The 16,358-nt window shown below is 74.1% G+C and carries 13 protein-coding genes and 1 pseudogene; 4 read left to right on the forward strand and 10 right to left on the reverse strand.

Features of this window, described 5'->3' with window-relative positions; genetic code table 11:
- Window positions 1-29: 29 nt before the first annotated feature.
- The 4 genes from ACFHW1_RS23285 to ACFHW1_RS23300 all read right to left on the reverse strand — a co-directional run bounded on the left by ACFHW1_RS23285 (window position 30) and on the right by ACFHW1_RS23300 (window position 4,796).
- Window positions 30-1,217 (reverse strand): alanine racemase, encoded by a 1,188-nt coding sequence (locus ACFHW1_RS23285; protein ID WP_416555922.1) that lies wholly within the window; start codon window positions 1,215-1,217, stop codon window positions 30-32.
- Window positions 1,214-2,959, reverse strand: coding sequence for an IucA/IucC family protein (locus ACFHW1_RS23290; protein ID WP_416555923.1), 1,746 nt, complete (start codon window positions 2,957-2,959; stop codon window positions 1,214-1,216). The genes ACFHW1_RS23285 and ACFHW1_RS23290 overlap by 4 nt, the downstream gene beginning before the upstream one ends.
- A complete protein-coding gene (locus tag ACFHW1_RS23295) occupies window positions 2,956-4,584 on the reverse strand; it encodes an IucA/IucC family protein (RefSeq protein ID WP_416591347.1) in 1,629 nt (542 codons plus the stop codon). The genes ACFHW1_RS23290 and ACFHW1_RS23295 overlap by 4 nt, the downstream gene beginning before the upstream one ends.
- 71 nt (window positions 4,585-4,655) lie before the next feature.
- Window positions 4,656-4,796 (reverse strand): hypothetical protein, encoded by a 141-nt coding sequence (locus ACFHW1_RS23300; protein ID WP_416591348.1) that lies wholly within the window; start codon window positions 4,794-4,796, stop codon window positions 4,656-4,658.
- On the opposite strand from ACFHW1_RS23300, the gene ACFHW1_RS23305 reads away from it, so the two are divergent.
- On the forward strand, window positions 4,789-5,583 hold the full coding sequence (locus ACFHW1_RS23305) for an endonuclease/exonuclease/phosphatase family protein (RefSeq protein ID WP_416568657.1): 795 nt from the start codon (window positions 4,789-4,791) through the stop codon (window positions 5,581-5,583). The two genes, ACFHW1_RS23300 and ACFHW1_RS23305, sit on opposite strands and share 8 nt — an antisense overlap.
- Window positions 5,584-5,629: 46 nt before the next feature.
- Here the strand turns inward: ACFHW1_RS23305 and ACFHW1_RS23310 are convergent, their stop codons facing one another.
- Together ACFHW1_RS23310 and ACFHW1_RS23315 are read right to left on the reverse strand one after the other, a co-directional pair.
- A complete protein-coding gene (locus ACFHW1_RS23310; protein ID WP_416555927.1) occupies window positions 5,630-6,628 on the reverse strand; it encodes a tyrosine-type recombinase/integrase in 999 nt (332 codons plus the stop codon).
- Window positions 6,629-7,007: 379 nt separating this feature from the next.
- The gene (locus tag ACFHW1_RS23315) at window positions 7,008-7,736 is read right to left on the reverse strand and encodes an SDR family NAD(P)-dependent oxidoreductase (protein WP_416555928.1); all 729 of its coding nucleotides are present in this window, start codon (window positions 7,734-7,736) and stop codon (window positions 7,008-7,010) included.
- A gap of 87 nt (window positions 7,737-7,823) precedes the next feature.
- Here ACFHW1_RS23315 and ACFHW1_RS23320 point away from each other — a divergent pair, with 87 nt between their 5' ends.
- Window positions 7,824-8,666: a patatin-like phospholipase family protein gene (locus ACFHW1_RS23320; RefSeq protein WP_416616062.1), complete on the forward strand. Its 843-nt coding sequence runs from the start codon at window positions 7,824-7,826 to the stop codon at window positions 8,664-8,666.
- Between the two features lie 85 nt (window positions 8,667-8,751).
- Window positions 8,752-9,456, forward strand: coding sequence for a hypothetical protein (locus ACFHW1_RS23325; RefSeq protein WP_416555930.1), 705 nt, complete (start codon window positions 8,752-8,754; stop codon window positions 9,454-9,456).
- Window positions 9,457-9,559: 103 nt separating this feature from the next.
- On the opposite strand, the gene cydB is transcribed toward ACFHW1_RS23325, so the two are convergent.
- Both cydB and ACFHW1_RS23335 read right to left on the reverse strand, forming a co-directional pair.
- The gene (gene cydB, locus ACFHW1_RS23330) at window positions 9,560-10,558 is read right to left on the reverse strand and encodes a cytochrome d ubiquinol oxidase subunit II (RefSeq protein WP_416555931.1); all 999 of its coding nucleotides are present in this window, start codon (window positions 10,556-10,558) and stop codon (window positions 9,560-9,562) included.
- A gap of 20 nt (window positions 10,559-10,578) precedes the next feature.
- On the reverse strand, window positions 10,579-11,997 hold the full coding sequence (locus tag ACFHW1_RS23335) for a cytochrome ubiquinol oxidase subunit I (protein ID WP_416555932.1): 1,419 nt from the start codon (window positions 11,995-11,997) through the stop codon (window positions 10,579-10,581).
- 182 nt (window positions 11,998-12,179) lie between these two features.
- Here ACFHW1_RS23335 and ACFHW1_RS23340 point away from each other — a divergent pair.
- Window positions 12,180-12,953, forward strand: a pseudogene (locus ACFHW1_RS23340) (lysophospholipid acyltransferase family protein); the annotation flags it as partial.
- Between the two features lie 118 nt (window positions 12,954-13,071).
- Here the strand turns inward: ACFHW1_RS23340 and ACFHW1_RS23345 are convergent.
- Together ACFHW1_RS23345 and ACFHW1_RS23350 are read right to left on the reverse strand one after the other, a co-directional pair.
- Window positions 13,072-13,602: a LuxR family transcriptional regulator gene (locus ACFHW1_RS23345; RefSeq protein WP_416555933.1), complete on the reverse strand. Its 531-nt coding sequence runs from the start codon at window positions 13,600-13,602 to the stop codon at window positions 13,072-13,074.
- A complete protein-coding gene (locus ACFHW1_RS23350) occupies window positions 13,599-16,187 on the reverse strand; it encodes a LuxR C-terminal-related transcriptional regulator (RefSeq protein ID WP_416616064.1) in 2,589 nt (862 codons plus the stop codon). Before ACFHW1_RS23350 ends, ACFHW1_RS23345 begins: the two co-directional genes overlap by 4 nt.
- Between the last annotated feature and the right edge of the window lie 171 nt (window positions 16,188-16,358).

Consider the following 16,358-nt stretch of genomic DNA (forward strand, 5'->3'; position numbering starts at 1 on the left):
CCGACCCCGGCGCCGGGCGGCCGGCCCCGTCACACCACCACCATCCGCGGGTACGGATGCCGCAGGAAATCATGATGCGAAATGTCCCACCCGTACGCGCCGGCCCGGCCGAACACCACCACGTCACCCACCCGCAGCCGCCCCACCACCTGCCCCCGGCACAGCACGTCGCGCGGCGTACACAACTCACCCGACACATCCACCGCCACCGCCGCCACCTGCGGCCGGGCGAACGGATACGGCCACCGGTCCACCGGCACCACCCCGAACGGATGGTCGTACCCCCACGCCGCCGGCAACCGGAAATGGTGCGTACCGCCCCGCACCACCGCGAACCACCGGCCCTGCGTCCGCTTCAGATCCACCACCTGCGCCACATACCAGCCGGCGTCCGCCACCAGCAGCCGACCCGGCTCGAACACCAGCCGTACCCCCGACGGCACCACCAACCCCGCCAACCCGGCCCGCAACGCCGCCACATCGAACCGCCGCCCACCCCGGTAGTCCACCCCGAACCCGCCGCCCACATTCACATACTCCAACCCCACCCGCCACCGCCGCGCCGCCGCCACCGCCCAGCCCACCGCATCCACCACGAACCCCGCATGCGCCACCGCATCCACATTGTTCGACACCGCGTGCAGACTGAACCCCACCAGCCGCACCCCCGGCAGCTCCGCCGCCACCTGCACCACCGCACCCAGATCGGCCTCGTCAACCCCGAACTGCGTCGCCGCACCCACCATCCGGTGACTACCCGCCAACCCGCCACCCGGCCGGTTCACCCGCAGCGCCGCCACCGCCGGTACTCCCGCCGCCCGCGCCACCAGATCCAGCCGCCGCAACTCCAACACACTCTCCACGTTCACCACCGCACCCGCCGCCACCGCCGCCGCCAACTGCCCGTCCGTCTTCGCCGGCCCACCGAACACCAGCTGACCGGCACCCGCCGCCACCGCCGCCGCCAACTCGCCACCCGACGCCACCTCGACCCCGTCCACCGCCGCCGCCAACTCCGCCACCACCGCCGGATGCCCGTTCGCCTTCATCGCGTACAGCAGCACCGAACCCGCCGGCAACGCCGCCCGCACCTGCGCCGCCGCCTCCCGCAACACCGCCCGGTCGTACACGTAGGCACACACCGGTTCGTCACCGGCGGCCAACTCCGCCACCACCGCCGCCACCCGCGGCGGCACCACCACAGCCGGCACCGTCACCGCGCCCCCACCGGCGGACCGCCGTCGAACCCGGCATCACCGACCGGGTTCCGCACCGGCACGTACACGTCCCCGGCACCGGACAACCGCATCCGCACCAACGCCTTGTGCGCCACCATCGGCGCCGTCCACGCCCGATGATCGTCGGCCGCCCACCCGGCTTCGACCCCACCAGCCGACCGCAGACCCTCGTACACCTCGTCCACCACCTCCCGCACCACCCGCCACGCCGCCGCCTCGTCGACCCCCCACCCGGTGACCAACCCCAACACCACCTCACCCAGATGCGCCTGCAACGCCGTGTACCCCAACTTCGCCCGCATCACCGCCGCGTCGTCGGTACCCACCACCGAACCCGGCGCCAACCCCACCTCGACCCCCGCCTGCGCCAACCGCGGCAACAACAACCGCAGCCCCGCGAAGTCGCGCACCACCAACCGATACGGCACCCCGTCACGGAACGTCGGCAGACAGTTCTGCAGATGCGCCTCCAACGCCACCCCGAACCGGCTCGCCAACCGCAGCAACGGCGGCAACACCACCCGCGCGTACGCCCCCAGGAACCCCAACCCGGCCACCGCCCCCACCAGCCCCCGCACCCCACCGAAATCCGCCACCCGCCGCGCCAACTGCGCCGACGTCACCAACGCCACCCCCGGCACCGCCACCTCACCCGGCACCAGCCGCCCCGCCAACCCGCCCCGCACGATCACCGACATGTCCCGCCCCGACCCCACCCGCACCGCCGCACCCGCCACCTCCGGCAACAACACCAGCCGCCGCGCCGCCACCTCGTCGGCCGCCACCAACGACGCCAACACCGTCGACAACGCCGGACCGTTACGCACACTCGCCATCGAGATCGTCCGCCGCGTCGACGTCACCTGAATGTCCACCGACAACTTCAGATACCGGCGCGCACCGTCGCGCCCCGCCGGCAACAGCACCGTTCGCACCGCCGCCGTCGGCACCGCCGGCACCACCGCCGGCAACAACCGCACCACCCCCCGGTCCAGCAGATCCGCGTACCGCGACGACACCACCGACCGCTGCCACACATGCACCGGCTGCACCACCCAGCCCGGCTGCGCCACCGGCACCTGCGGATACCAGCGCGCCAACTCCGCCGCCACGTCCTCACCCACATGCAGATCCCGGCGCACCGCCACGAACCCGACCCCCGTCGCCGGCGACTCCACATCGTGGGCCACCACATCCGCCACCGACCACCCCAACCGGGTACGCCCACACGGGTGCAGGTTGTGCCCCGTCACCGCCAGCCGCTCGGCCCACACCCCCCAGCCGTCCGGATCATCCGGACCCCGCGCCGGACCGGGCCGCGTCGCCGCCACCGCCAAATTCACCACCGCGTCGGTCAACTCCGCCGCCAACGCCCACCCCCGCCGCCGCGCCAACACCGACACCGGCAACACCGCCAACGGATCCGCCACCGACCCCGCGTCGGCCACGAACCGGTCGAACCCGTGCCACCGGCCCGCGCCCCGCCACGCCTGGCGCACCCCACCCACATCCTCCCGGCACAACGCGTCCACCAGCCGTCCACCGACCACCCCCGCCGCCCACGGCACCGCCTCCCCGAACCCCGTCACCAGGTCCGGCGCCACCCGCCCCAACCCGGCCGCCGCCGCCGTCACCGCCGCGTCCACCCCGACCACACCCAACCCGCAACCACACGACCGGCCGCCGGACAGCACCCCCACCGCCGACCCAGCCCCGCTCACCACGCACCCGCCAACGGACTCGCCACCCACGCCCACCGCGGCGTCAACGGATCCGACGCCAACCGCATCGACAACATCGCCTTCACCGGCCACCGCCCACCCAGCACCGCCGATGCCACCGACCCCCGCACCGCCGCCGGCAACCCCGCCACCACGTCCCGCGCCACCACCGCCACCGCCCGCCACAACACGTGCGGCTCCACCCCGAACTCCCGGGCCAGCACCGCCACCGGCTCACCCAACGCCGTTCCCACCGCCGCCACCGCCGTCACCGCCACCTCCGCCGAATCCTCGGCCACCACATCGCCGTACACCGCCGGCACCGGCACCCCCGCCGCAGCCAGCCGCCGCACATCCAACCGCACCCCACCCACGTCCCGATACCACACCCGCACCAGCCGACCCCCACGCCACACCAGCAAAACGTTCTGCCCGTGCGCCTCCAGCCCCACCCCTCGACCCAGCAACTTCACCACCGGCCCCAGCACCACCCGCGCCAACCGCGACACGAACGCCACCGGATCACCGCCGTACCCCGCCCGCACCAGACCCGCCGCCACCGACGGACCACCCGGCACCGCCACCGGCGCCGCCAACGCCGCCAACGGCATCACCTGCACCCCCGGGCCCACCTGCGGCACCCGCCGTCGCACCACCGCCAACGACCGACACAACCTCCCATCGACCACCACAGCCCCCGCAGCCACCTCCGGTAACACCCACAACCCCGGCACATGCCGCGCCAACCGCGCCACCAACGCCGTCACCACCGGACCGTTACGCACCGCCGCCTCCGACACCGTCCGGACCGCGCTGGTCATCTGCACATCCACCGCCGTCTTCCACTGCCAGCCCCCACCCGATGACACCGGCTCCACCGTCCGCAACGACAACAACGGCCGCACCCGCACCACCCGGCCGGTAGGCCGCAACCACCCGTACCCGCCCAGCACATGATCCCGCTGCCACGGATGCACCGGCAGCAGCGGCGGCAACCCCGAACCCGAACTCACCCACCGGTCACCCGGCACCGCCACCAACTCAACCTCCACCACCGGCCGATGCTCCGGCGCGTACGCCAGCACCTCCTCCGTCGACATCCCCACCCGGGTCCGGCACCCCGGATGCACCGGATGCCCGTCCACGACCGCCTGCTCCCAGCCGTGCGCCGACCGGACCAGACCCCCGCCACCACCCGCCACCGCCCGCGCACCCCGCGCCAACGCCAGATTCGCCACACTGTTCGCCAGCTCGCCGGCGACCGCCCCACCACCGGGCCACCCCAGCACCGACAACAACTCCGCCGGATCCGCCACCGCCCGGTCACCGGCCGGCCCCACCACCGACACCCCCAGCCCCGGGCCCGCCGCCGCGAACAACTCCGCCGCCTCCGCCGGTCCCACCACCCGCCGCCCGTCGACCAACCCCAGCACCAGCCGTCCGTCAACCACCCGACGGTCCGTCACCTCCGGCACCGGTTCACGCCCCAACGCACCCCACAACCGTGCCAGCACCGCCGCCCGTGCCCCCGGCACCGCCGCCGTCACCGCATCCACCAGCTCCGGCCGCCGCCGCCGCACCGCCGCCACCGTCGCCGCCACGTCCGGACACTCCACCGTCGACACCGCACCTCCCACGGACCTCGGCCTGCACCGCCCACAGCCGACCGGCACACCACCAGCACGGCCGGCACGCCTCACCGCCCCCGACGCCGCCGCAGCCACACCCCGCACCAGCCCGCCGCCAGGAACACCAGCGCGCTGCAGCACAACGCCTTCACCACCATCCCGCCACCCTGCCACACCACCCGCACCCCGTAAGGTGCCCGTGTGCGCATGGCCACCTACAACCTGCTGCACGGGCGCTCACCCCACGACGGGCACGTCGACCCCGACCGGATCACCGCCACCATCGTCGACCTCGACGCCGACATCTGCGCCCTGCAGGAAGTCGACCACGCCCAACCCCGCAGCGGGCACCTCGACCTGACCGCGCTGGCCGCCGCCGCGCTCACCGCCGGCACCCACCGGTTCGCCGCCGCCCTCGTCGGCACCCCCGGCAGCACCTACCGGGTGCCCCGTCACGACCACGACGGACACGACGAACCCCGCTACGGGGTCAGCCTGATCAGCCGGTACCCGGCCCGGCACTGGCGGACCCTCCGGCTCGGCCCGGCCCCCGTACCCGCTCCGGTCGCCGTCGGCGGCCCCGGCCCCCGGCTGCTGCTCCTACGCGACGAACCACGGGTGCTGCTCGCCGCCGTCCTCGACACCCCGCACGGCCCGGTCACCGTCGCCGCCACCCACCTGTCGTTCGTACCCGGCTGGAACCTGCGTCAGCTGCGGATCGTCACCCGTGCCCTGCGGGCCATGCCGCCACCGCGGCTCCTCCTCGGCGACCTCAACATGCCGGCCGGGGTGGCCGCCGCGGCCACCGGCTGGCGGCCACTGGGCCGGCTGCCCACCTACCCGGCCGCCCGGCCCCGGATCCAACTCGACCACATCCTGCTCGATCCGCGTGACGCGCCGCCCGCGCTGACCGCCGTGACCGCCGTCGCCGCACCGGACGTCGCCGTCTCCGACCACCGCCCACTGACCGTCACCGTCTCGACCGGCACCCGGTGACGGCGCTGGCCCCGACCGGTTCGGGGCCAGCGCCGTCACCGCCGGTTCAGGCCGGCCCGACGACTTGGCGCAGCGACCGGTTCGACCGGTTGGCCCGCGCCGCCGCCCGCTGCTGGTCGGCCGTCACCTCGATGTAGTTCTGGCTGGCCGTGAGGCTCGCATGGCCCAGCAGCCGCATGATCTCGGCGGCGTTCGCCCCGTCCTCGGCCAACCGGGTGGCGAACGTGTGTCGCAGCGCGTGCAGCTGCGCCCCCCGCGGCACCCGCTCGGTGATCCCGGCCCGCCGGAAACACGACCGCACCAGGTACTGAAGGCCGCCGCGTCGTAGGGCGGCACCGCGCCGGTCGACCAGCAGCGGACCTCCGGGGCGTACCGACCGGGGGCCGAACCGTCGCCGCCGGCTGGCCAGGTAGCCGTCGACGACGACGTCGACGGCCGCCTCCACCGGGACGGTCCGCAGCCGACCGCCCTTGCCGGCTACCTCGATCCGGCGTTCACCGGGACGTCCCGCGACCGAGCCGACCCGCAGCCCTAGCAGTTCGCCGAGCCGCAGACCGGCGCACAGGGCGAGGGCGACCACCAGCAGGTCACGCTCCGGCCACGGGTCGCGCTGGCCGGGGTCGGTCCGCGCGGCGGCAGCCAGCAACGTCTCCGGCGTCTCCTCGCCCCGCAGCGGCTTCGGTAGTGGCACCGGGGCCCGGGGGCGGCCCACGGCGGGCATCGGGTTTCCGGCGGCGATGCCATCGGCGACCAGGAAGTTGAACCACGAGTTCCACGTCGACCAGGCCCGGTGCACCGACGCGGGGGAGCGGGGGGCCGCGAACCGGGCGAACGCGGCGCGGAGCCGTCGTTGGTCGAGCGCGTCCAGCGGTACGTCGGTCCAGGGCAGGGGAGTCGGTTCGGTGGAGTCGCCGATCAGGCGTAGGACGGCGACGAGGTCGCGGCGGTAGGCGTCCAGGGTGTGCGGGGAGGGTTTGCGGGAGGCGCGGTCGGCGAGGAAGTCCTCGACGAGCCGTACCGCCACCAGATCCACAAATTGGTGCATAAGGGATATTATGCATGTTTCTCGGATTGCCGCCAGAGCTGTCCGAGGGCTGTGGCCGGCAGGGGATGTCGACCAAAGGAGCGGATCGAGCGTCCCGGCATCCGCCAGCGCCCCGTACGGGTCAGGCGACACCTCGGATGCGAGGCTGAAAGCGGACGTGTCGCCGACGGCGCGCCGGTCGCGTCGTCGGACGTCCGGTGACGGGAGGTGCGGGAAAGAATTCACCGACCCCCGGCGAGGTCACTTCGGGCCGAACCGAGCCGGCCAGTCGCCTTCACCCAGGCCTCTAGTTGACATAATGTTCATTATCGAACTGATATCGGCAATGTCCCGGAACAGCCGTCCGGGCAGACCCCGGTGTCCACGCGCGGACGCCTACTCACAGTCCGCCGGCGACCCGCAGCACTGTCCCGGTGGTGTACGACGCCTCGGCGCTGAGCAGCCAGCCGACGGCGCCGGCGATCTCCTCGGGCCGCCCCGCCCGGCGCAACGGCACGGTCGGTGCCACCCGGGCCGGACGGCCCGGTTCACCGGACAGGGCGTGGATGCCGGTCAGCACGGTGCCCGGCGCGACACCGTTGACCCGGATGCCCCGGGGTCCGAGCTCCTTGGCCAGGCCGACGGTGAGCGTGTCGGTGGCGGCCTTGACGGCGGCGTAGTGCACGTACTCGCCGGGGCTGCCGAGGGTGGCGGCTGCCGACGACACGTTGACGATGACACCGCCGCTGGTCATCCGGCGGGCTGCCTGCTGGGCGCAGAGGACGTAGCCGACGAGGTTGACGTCGACGACGCGGCGCAGATCCTCGACGGTGAGCTCGACGAAGGGTCCGATCCGGCTGGTGACGCCGGCGTTGTTGACCAGCCCGGTGACGGGTCCACAGTCGGCGGCCGTGTCGAACAGCGCCGAGACGGAGTCAGGGTCGGTGGTGTCGACGGCGACGGTGACGGCGCGGCGGCCGAGCGCTGCGACGTCGTCGCGTACCGCCCCGGCGGCGTCGACGTCGGTCCGATAGCCGATGACGAGGTCGTGTCCGGCTGCGGCGAGTCTGCGTACGGTCGCGGCGCCGATCCCCTTGCTGCCGCCGGTGACCACGGTGACCGGTGCCATCCGGTACTCCTCTCCCCTGCTGCCGTGTCGGGTCTGGGCCCGCCGGTGACGTTACCGGCGGCGGTGGCGGGCAATAGACATGGTGTGGTGGGTTCGCGGGCGTTGGTGCTGGGCAGCGGCGGGGTGACCGGGGTGGCCTGGCAGCTCGGGGTGCTGTCCGGGCTGGCGCGCGCCGGGGTCGAGCTGGGCGGGGCCGACCTGGTGATCGGGACGTCGGCCGGTGCGGTGGTGGGCGCGCAGTTGTGTTCCGGCGCGGATCCGGCGCGACTGTACGCGGGGCAGCTGGTGCCGGGTGAGTCGTCGCCGGACCGGATGGGGCCGGGTGCGGTGGCGTGTCTGCTGTGGTCGGCGGTGGCTGCCCGGGACGCCCGGCGGGCGCGGGCGAGGATCGGCCGGTACGCGGTGTCGGCGGTCGGGGCGGGGCGGTCGCGGCGGCCGGTGTTCGAGGAGGCGTTGCCGTCGTGGTCGTGGCCGCGGCGGCGGTTGTGGGTGACGGCGGTGGACGCGGACTCGGGGGATTTCGTGGTGTTCGGAGGTCCGGGGCGCGGGGCGGATCTGGTGGATGCGGTGTCGGCGAGTTGTGCGGTGCCGGGGGTGTGGCCGCCGGTGCGTATCGGTGGTCGGCGGTTCGTCGACGGTGGGATGCGGTCGGCGACGAACGCGGATCTGGCCGCCGGGTTCTCGTCGGTGGTGGTGCTGGCGCCGATCAGTTGGGGTCTGGGTCATCTGCGGCCGGTGTCGCGGCAGGTGGCGGCGCTGTCGGCGGATGTGGTGGTGGTGTCGCCGGACCGGTGGGCGCGGCGGGCGATCGGGCGGCGGCTGCTGGATCCGGCACGGCGGCCGGGGGCGGCGCGGGCCGGGTACCGGCAGGGTCTGTTGGTGGCTGGCCGGGTGCGTGGGGTGTGGGGTGGTGCTGTCGGGTCGGGGTGATCGTGGGTGGTGGGGTCGCGGTCGACGGTGTCGGCGGCGGCTGGTAGGAAGGTCAGCACTCAAACAGATGTACGGAAAGGGTGTCATGGCTGCCGCGGGTGCTGTTGCGGGTGGGTTGTCGGATGAGGAGCTGGGGGTGATTCGGGAGGCGGTGTCCGCCGGCCGTAAGCCGAAGGTGATGTTCACCGAGTCGGCGGGGCAGATTGCCGGTCAGGTCGGTCAGGTGGTGGATCTGGGTGACCCGGCGGTGTCCGACGAGTGGGTGGTGGTGCGGTTCGGTCGTGACGAGTTGCCGTTCTCCCCCGGTGATCTGGTGGTGGCGCCGCGGGGCGCGGCGGGTCGGCGGGCGGAGTCGAAACCGGAGCCTGAGCCGGTGGAGCCGGTGGTGGAGCCGGAGTTCAAGTTGGGTGAGCCGCCGGTGGTGCCGGTGGCGCGTCGGGAGGACACGGAGGGGTCCACGGTGGATTCTGGTACGGAGAAGCCGGTGCGGCGGGCGGCGAAGGCGGCCAAGCCGAAGCCGCCGGCCGGGTTGACGGTGACGTTGGCGTACACCGACGGTGAGTGGACGGTGGCGGCGACGCAGGGTGCGAAGGCGTTGGCCAAGCCGTACGTGGTCCGGCCGGCCGAGGCGTTGAAGATGGTGGCGTTGGTGGACGTGCCGGGTGTGCATGAGGCGGTGGAGCAGATCCTGGCGGCGGAGCGGGCCGAGGCGCAGCGGCAGGCGGAGAAGTTGCGGGCGGAGCTGGCTGAGGTGGAGGCACGGTTGGCGGAGTTGCCGGAGGTCGGTTGACGTCGCCGCGCGCACCGTCGGTGCCCGCTGGACCACCTGCTTGGGTCGAGCGGGCACCGACGGTGCGCGGTGGCCCGCCGGCGACGGGTCGACGTGGCGCGGGTCAGTGGCTGGGCTGGTCGGTGACGCTGACCCGGCGGCGGAAGATCCAGTAGGTCCAGCCCTGGTAGAGCAGGACGATGGGGGTGAGCGCGGCGGCGACCCAGGTCATGATGGTCAGGGTGTAGGGGGTGGATGCGGCGTTGGTGGTGGTGAGGGTACCGGCGGGGTCTGTGGTGGACGGTAGGACGGTCGGGAACAGGGTGGCGAACAGGGTGGCGACGGCGAGGCCGATGGCGGTGGCGGTGCCGGTGAAGGCCCAGCCTTCGCGGCGTACCTGATTGGCGGCCAGCCCGGCGACGAGGGCGAGTGCCGCGGTCACGGCGAGGGCGACGGCGGTGGGGGTGGCGCGGATGGTGAGGGTCCAGGTGAGGAAGGCGATGGCGAGTGCGGCGGCGGCCAGGCCGGTCCAGCTGGCGACGCGGCGGGCGCGGTGACGTAGGTCGTCGGTGGTCTTGAGGGCGAGGAAGACGGCGCCGTGGGTGATGAACAGGGCGGTGGTGGTGGCGCCGCCGAGCAGGGCGTACGGGTTGAGCAGGGTGAGCAGGGTGCCGGTGTATTCGTGGTCGGCGTCCAGCGGTACGCCGGCGACGATGTTGGCGAAGGCGACGCCCCAGAGTGCGGCGGGGACGACGGAGCCGGCGAGGATGGCGTTGTCCCAGCGGGTACGCCACTGGGTTTCGGGGCGCTTGTCGCGGTATTCGAGGGCGACGCCGCGCAGGATGAGGGCGATGAGGATGAGCAGCAGCGGTAGGTAGAAGCCGGAGAAGAGGGTGGCGTACCACTCGGGGAAGGCGGCGAACATGGCGCCGCCGGCGGTGATGAGCCAGACCTCGTTGCCGTCCCAGACAGGTCCGATGGTGCTCAGCGCGGCGCGTCGTTCGGATTCGGTGCGGCCGGTGAGGCGGGCGAGGACGCCGACGCCGAAGTCGAACCCTTCGAGGATGAAGTAGCCGGTGAACAGGGTGGCGATGAGCCCGAACCAGACGGTGGTGAGTTCCACGAGGGGTCTCCGGTGGGTGGTCAGTGGGCGGCGGCCAGGGGCCGGTCGGTGGTGGTGTCGTCGGTGTCGTCCGGTGGTGGTGGGTCGGTGAGGTCGGGTAGGCCGTTTCGGGCGTAGCGGATGAGGAGTTTGACTTCGATGACGGCCAGGGCGGCGTAGATGAGGGTGAAGGCGGTGAAGGAGGTGATGACTTCGGTGAGGGAGACGCTGCGGCTGACGCCGTCGCGGGTGAGCATTTCGCCGAAGACGATCCAGGGTTGGCGGCCCATTTCGGTGAATATCCAGCCGAAGGTGTTGGCCAGTAGGGGTAGGACGGGCAGGGTGAGGCTGGCGCGCAGTAGCCAGCGGCCGGTGGGGGTTCGGCCGCGTCGGGTGGCCCAGAGGGCCCAGAGGGCGATGGCGGCGGTGGCGAGCCCGAATCCGATCATGAAGCGGAAGCTCCAGTAGGTGACGGGGATGATCGGGGTGTAGCTGCCGGGGCCGTACTGGGCGGCGTACTGGGCCTGCAGGTCGTTGATGCCCTGGACTTCGCCGGCGGGGTCGCCGGTGGACAGCCAGGACAGCAGGTGGGGGATCTTGAGGGTCCAGATTTCGCGGCTGCCGTCGAGGGTGCCGACGGTGACGACGGAGAAGGACGCGGGGCTTTCGGTGGTGTAGAGGGCTTCGGCGGCGGCCATTTTCATGGGCTGGACCTGGGTCATGATCTTGCCTTGGATGTCGCCGGTGCCGATGACGGCGGCGGTGGCGAGCAGGGTGGTCCAGGCGCCGAGTTTGGTGGCGGTGCGGAAGGCGGGGGTGTCGGGGCCGCCGGGGTGGCGGACGAGGTGCCAGATGGCGATGGCGAGGACGAGGGCGCCGGCGACCATGAAGCAGCCGGCGAGGGTGTGCGGGAAGGTGATGAGGGTGACCTTGTTGGTGAGTACGGCGATGAAGTCGGTGAGTTCGGCGCGGCCGGTGCCGGGGTTGATGCGGTAGCCGACGGGGTTCTGCATCCAGGAGTTGGCGGCGAGGATGAACCAGGCGCTGATGATGCTGCCGAACGAGGCGAGCCAGATGGTGGCGAGGTGCAGTGCCTTGGGGAGTCTCCCCCAGCCGAATATCCAGAGTCCGAGGAAGGTGGATTCGAGGAAGAAGGCGAGGAGGGCTTCGATGGCGAGTGGTACGCCGAAGATGTCGCCGACGAAGCGGGAGTAGTCGCTCCAGTTCATGCCGAACTGGAATTCCTGCACGATGCCGGTGACGATGCCCATGGCGAAGTTGATGAGGAAGAGTTTCCCGTAGAACTTGGTGAGTTTGAGGTAGCGGTCGTCGCCGGTGCGGTGCCAGGCGGTCTGCAGGATGGCGACGAGGAGGCTGAGTCCGATGGTGAGTGGGACGAACAGGAAGTGGTAGACGGTGGTGACACCGAACTGCCAGCGGGCTATGTCGAGCGCGTCCACGGCTCCCCCATCTAGATACTACCAAGCGTAGTACATACTACAACCTGTCGTTCTGGTGGCCAGGGTCGGAGGTCCCCTCTCGCCCGGGACGTCCGTCCCGGCCGCCGTCACCCCCGCCCGCGCCGGTGTCCCCGCACAGCGGAACCCACCGGCGCGTCCCGCTGTGCGACGATCGACGGTCGATGGACGACACCGCCGCCCTCCCGCCCCGCTGGCGGGCCCCGCTGCTGTGGCGGGTGCTGCAGGCCACCGCCCGGCTGGTCGTCGCGCTGGTCGCCCGGCTACGGGTCAGTGGCGACGTGCCCGACGAGGTACGCGACGGCCCGCTGATCCTGGCCGCGAACCACATCAGCCCGTTCGATCCGGTCGTGCTGGCCGCCGCCTGCCAGGCGCGCCGGGTCGCGCCCCGGGTGCTGGCCACCGGTGGGTTGTTCCGGGCGCCGCTGCTCGGCGCGGTGATGCGCCGAGCCGGGCACATCCGGGTGGACCGGCGGACCAGCACGGTCGCTGAGGCGTTGGGGGCGGCCGCGCGTGCGGTGGCCGACGGCTCGGTGGTCCTGGTGTACCCGGAGGGGCGCATCGGGCTGGACCCGCAGATGTGGCCGGAGCGCGGCAAGACCGGCACCGCCCGGCTCGCTTTGGCCAGCGGCGCGGTGGTGGTGCCGGTGGCGCAGTGGGGGGCGCACGCGGTGCTGCCGTGGGCGGCGCCCCGTGGCCTGGTCCGGGCGGTGCTGCGGTCGATGCTGCGCCGTCCGGTGGTCACGGTCCGGTTCGGGCCGCCGGTTGACCTGTCCGGGATCGATCCGGCCCGCCCGGGTGCCGCGCAGCGGGCGACGGTGCGGATCGTGGACGCGATCACCGACACCCTGGCCGGGTTGCGGCCCGACGAGCCGGCGATGCCCCGGCATGTCGACCCGACCCGGCCGGTGGACCTGAGCCGGCGGCACCGGTGCGGCCGGGATGACGTGGTGCCGGACGGGGCAACCGCCGACGTGCTGGCCGATGACGACGCCGATCAGGCCGATCCGGCGCCGGACGCGACCTGACGCCGGAGGTGACCGGCCCGCGCAGGGCTCAGCGTGCGGGTCGGTGCCGCAGGTAGGCGAGGACGGCTTCGCGGGTGGTGCGGACCCCGAGGGCGCCGCGTGCCTGGGCGATGCGCCGGTTCGCGGTACGCAGCGACAGGAACTCGGCCGCCGCTGCGGCGGCGATGGTCTCGCCGTTGGCGAGCCGTTCCAGCAGTGCCCGCTGCTCGGGTATGAGGGTGACGGTGCCGGTGGCCGCCGCGGCCGGTGGTTCGGCCTCGGCGTGGCGCAGTACCTGCCCGAGGCGGGACAGGTCGTCGAGCAGGGCGCGGCCGAGGTCGCCGGCCGGGTCGCAGATGGCCACGACGGCGGCGCCCCTGGCGGCGGCGAGGACCACCAGGGCGACGGTGTCGGTGTCCGGGACCCGCCCGTACAGGGCGATCCGGGCGGTGGTGAGGTCCCAGGTGGGGTCGGTGACGGCGAACCCTTCCCGGGTGGTCCAGCCGTCGCGGGCCAGCCGGCGCAGCGCCGCGGTGGCGTCGGCGGCGCTGTCGAGGACATAGCGCGGCGGGTCGCTCATCGGTCGGGCTCCATCGCCAGGGCCGCAGCCTCGGTACGGGTGCGGGCACCGAGTTTACGCATCCCGGCGCGGACGTGGGTTTCCACGGTCTCGGTGGAGATGCCGAGCTGGTTGGCGATCCGGCGGGTGGGTTCGCCGTTGGCGACCAGCCGCAGCACGTCGCGTTCCCGCGCGGTGAGCAGGTCGCCGCTGCGGGGGCCGCGTTCGTCGCGGCGGACCGCGTGCCGGCGCAGGGCACGGCGGATCCGGCCGAGCAGGACGACCAGTCCGGCGTGGTCGGCGAGGGACTCGGCGGCGAGCAGGGCGGGCACGGCCCGAGCGGGGTCGGGTTCGTGCAGGCCGTGGGCGAGCAGGCAGCGGACCTGTTCGCGGACGGCGACGTCGCGCCAGGTGTCGGCGGCGTGGGCGAACTGCCGTGGATCGCCGGCGGTCCAGGCGGTGACGGTGGCGGCGGCCGGCGACGGCAGCGCCACCGGTGTGGCGGCCGGCGGTGTGGCGGGGTGGGCGCCGTCGTGGGCTGCCCAGTGGGCGGTGATCCGCCGCAGCCCGTCGACCAGCGGCGGTACGGGGACGTGGGGCGCTGCGGTGGCGGCCTGGTCCGGTTGGCCGTCGAGCCAGGCGGCTTCCCGGGCCACCCAGTCCAGCACGGCGGTGGCCGGGGCTGCGGGGGTACCGGTGAGCCGGGCGCGGGCCAGGGCGAGCAGGCCGCCGTCGGCTTCGAGCAGGCCGGCGGCGGCGACGGCGTAGTCGTGGGCGGCGGCCGGCAGGGTGCGGTCGGTCAGGTCGGCGGCGGCGCGCAGCAGGGCGTCGCCGGGGGCGGGCAGCAGATCGCCCTGGTCGGCGGTCTGCGCGCCGGTGCCGGCCGTGGCCGGGCCGGTCGGGTCGCCGCGTAGGGCCAGGCACCACAGCCGGGCGGCGGTGAACCGGACCTGCCAGCTGTAGGCGAGGTCGGCGGCGCAGGCGGTGGCGGCCGCCACCGAGGCCTGCGCGGCCTCGGTGAGCCGTCCGTCGCCGGCGAGGGTCTGCACCAGGTGCCAGGCGGTCCACCGGGCGGTGAGCAGGTCACCGGCGGCGCCGGCGGCCGCTGCGGTGCCGGCGAGGGCGTACTCCCAGCCGGGGTGGCGGTCGGCGGCGGCGAGGGCGGCGAGGGCGGCGCGTAGCCCCAGGTGGGCCGGTTCGGGTCCGTGCCGGCGGGTGATCGTGGTGGCGCGGGTGGCGGCGGAGGTGGGGTCGGTGGCCAGGTCGGCGAGCAGCAGGACCCGGTCGCGGGCGGCGACCACCGGTGGTGGGGCGTCGTCGGGAACCGGTGCGGCGGCAGCGCGGGCGGCGGTCGGGTCGCCGGCCTGCAGTAGTGCCTCGGCGCGCAGCACGGCGGTGTCGGGGGTGGGCAGGGTGGTGCCGGTGAGCAGGTCGGCGGCGCGGCGGGGCCGCCCGGCGGTGAGCGCGGCGCGGGCGGCGGCGCGGCGGACCGGTTCGGTGGCGTCGGGTTGCGCGCTGGCGAACAGCAGCAACTCGGCACGGGCGCCGCCGGTGGCGGCGGTGTCGGCGGCGGTGACCGCCCGCCGGTAGGCGGCGGTGGTGTCACCGGCGGCGGCGAGGTGCCGGGCGGCGGCCAGCGGGTCGGTGACGAGGTCGGCGAGGCGGCGGTGCAGGGCGCGGCGGGTCGGGTCGTCGAGCAGGCCGGCGGCGACGGTGGCCTGGTACGGCGAGGTCGGGGTGACCAGTCCGTCGTCGCCGGTGTGCACCAGGGCGGCGGCGGTGAGTTCGGTGACGCCGTGGCCGAGCAGACTCGCCGGGGCGCCGTGGCCGAGCAGGCCGAGGGCGGCCAGTGCGGTGCGGGCGGGGCGGGTGAGGGTGGCCAGCGCGGCGGCGACGGCGTAGCCGACCTGGTCGAGCTCGCCGCCGCCGGGGACGCCGACGGTGGGTGGGGTGCCGGTGCGGGCGGCGTGGCGGGCCAGCGCGGTGGCGGCGAGCGGGTTGCCGCCGGCGTGGCGGGCCACGGCGGCGACGGTCGCCGGGTCGAGCGCGGGTGCGGTGCGGCGGATCAGGTCGGCGAGGGTGTCCGGGTCGGGTGCCGGCACCGTCAGCCAGAGGCCGGTGTCGCCGCGCAGCGGGTCGAGCGCGGTGCCGGGCAGCTGGTGCGGGGTGCGCAGGGCGGCGACGACCCGGCAGTGCCGGGCGATGCCGGGCAGGGCGGCGACGGTCGCCGGGTCGGCCCACTGCAGGTCGTCGAGGACGAGCAGGCCGTGGCGGACCCGGGAGCGGACAGCTTCGGCGAGCAGCGCGGTGTCGTGGCCGGGCAGCCGTACCCGCAGGGCATGGCTGAGGGGGAACGCCGGGACGTGGCCGAGGGCGGCGAGGCCGCCGCCGGTGTGCACGGGCCCGGTGGTGGCGGCGGCGACCCGGCGCAGCAGGGTGCTGCGTCCGCTGCCGGGTGGCCCGGTCAGTACGACGATCCCGGGGCGGGTCAGCCGTCGCGCGGCGGCCGTCACGGCGTCGGCGTCGGTCCCGGTGGGGACGCTGCCGCTGGCGGTGGTGGCGTCCGGTCGGGTGCGGGCGGGGTGTCCGCCGGCTGGGTGCCGCACTTGTCCTCCTCCCCCGCTGCTACAGCTCGTGGCCCCGCCGGGCGAGGTTGGCACGAACATGGGATCCTGCGCCGGTGAGGATATTCGTACGGTGGATGCCGGTGGTGGGCGCACCACCGGGTGCCGTGCTGTCGGGAGGACGACCAGCGAGATGAGTGTGTGCCGCCGTCG

The organism is Micromonospora sp. LOL_014 (genome assembly GCF_048060245.1).
In the GTDB taxonomy this organism is placed as follows: domain Bacteria; phylum Actinomycetota; class Actinomycetes; order Mycobacteriales; family Micromonosporaceae; genus Micromonospora_E.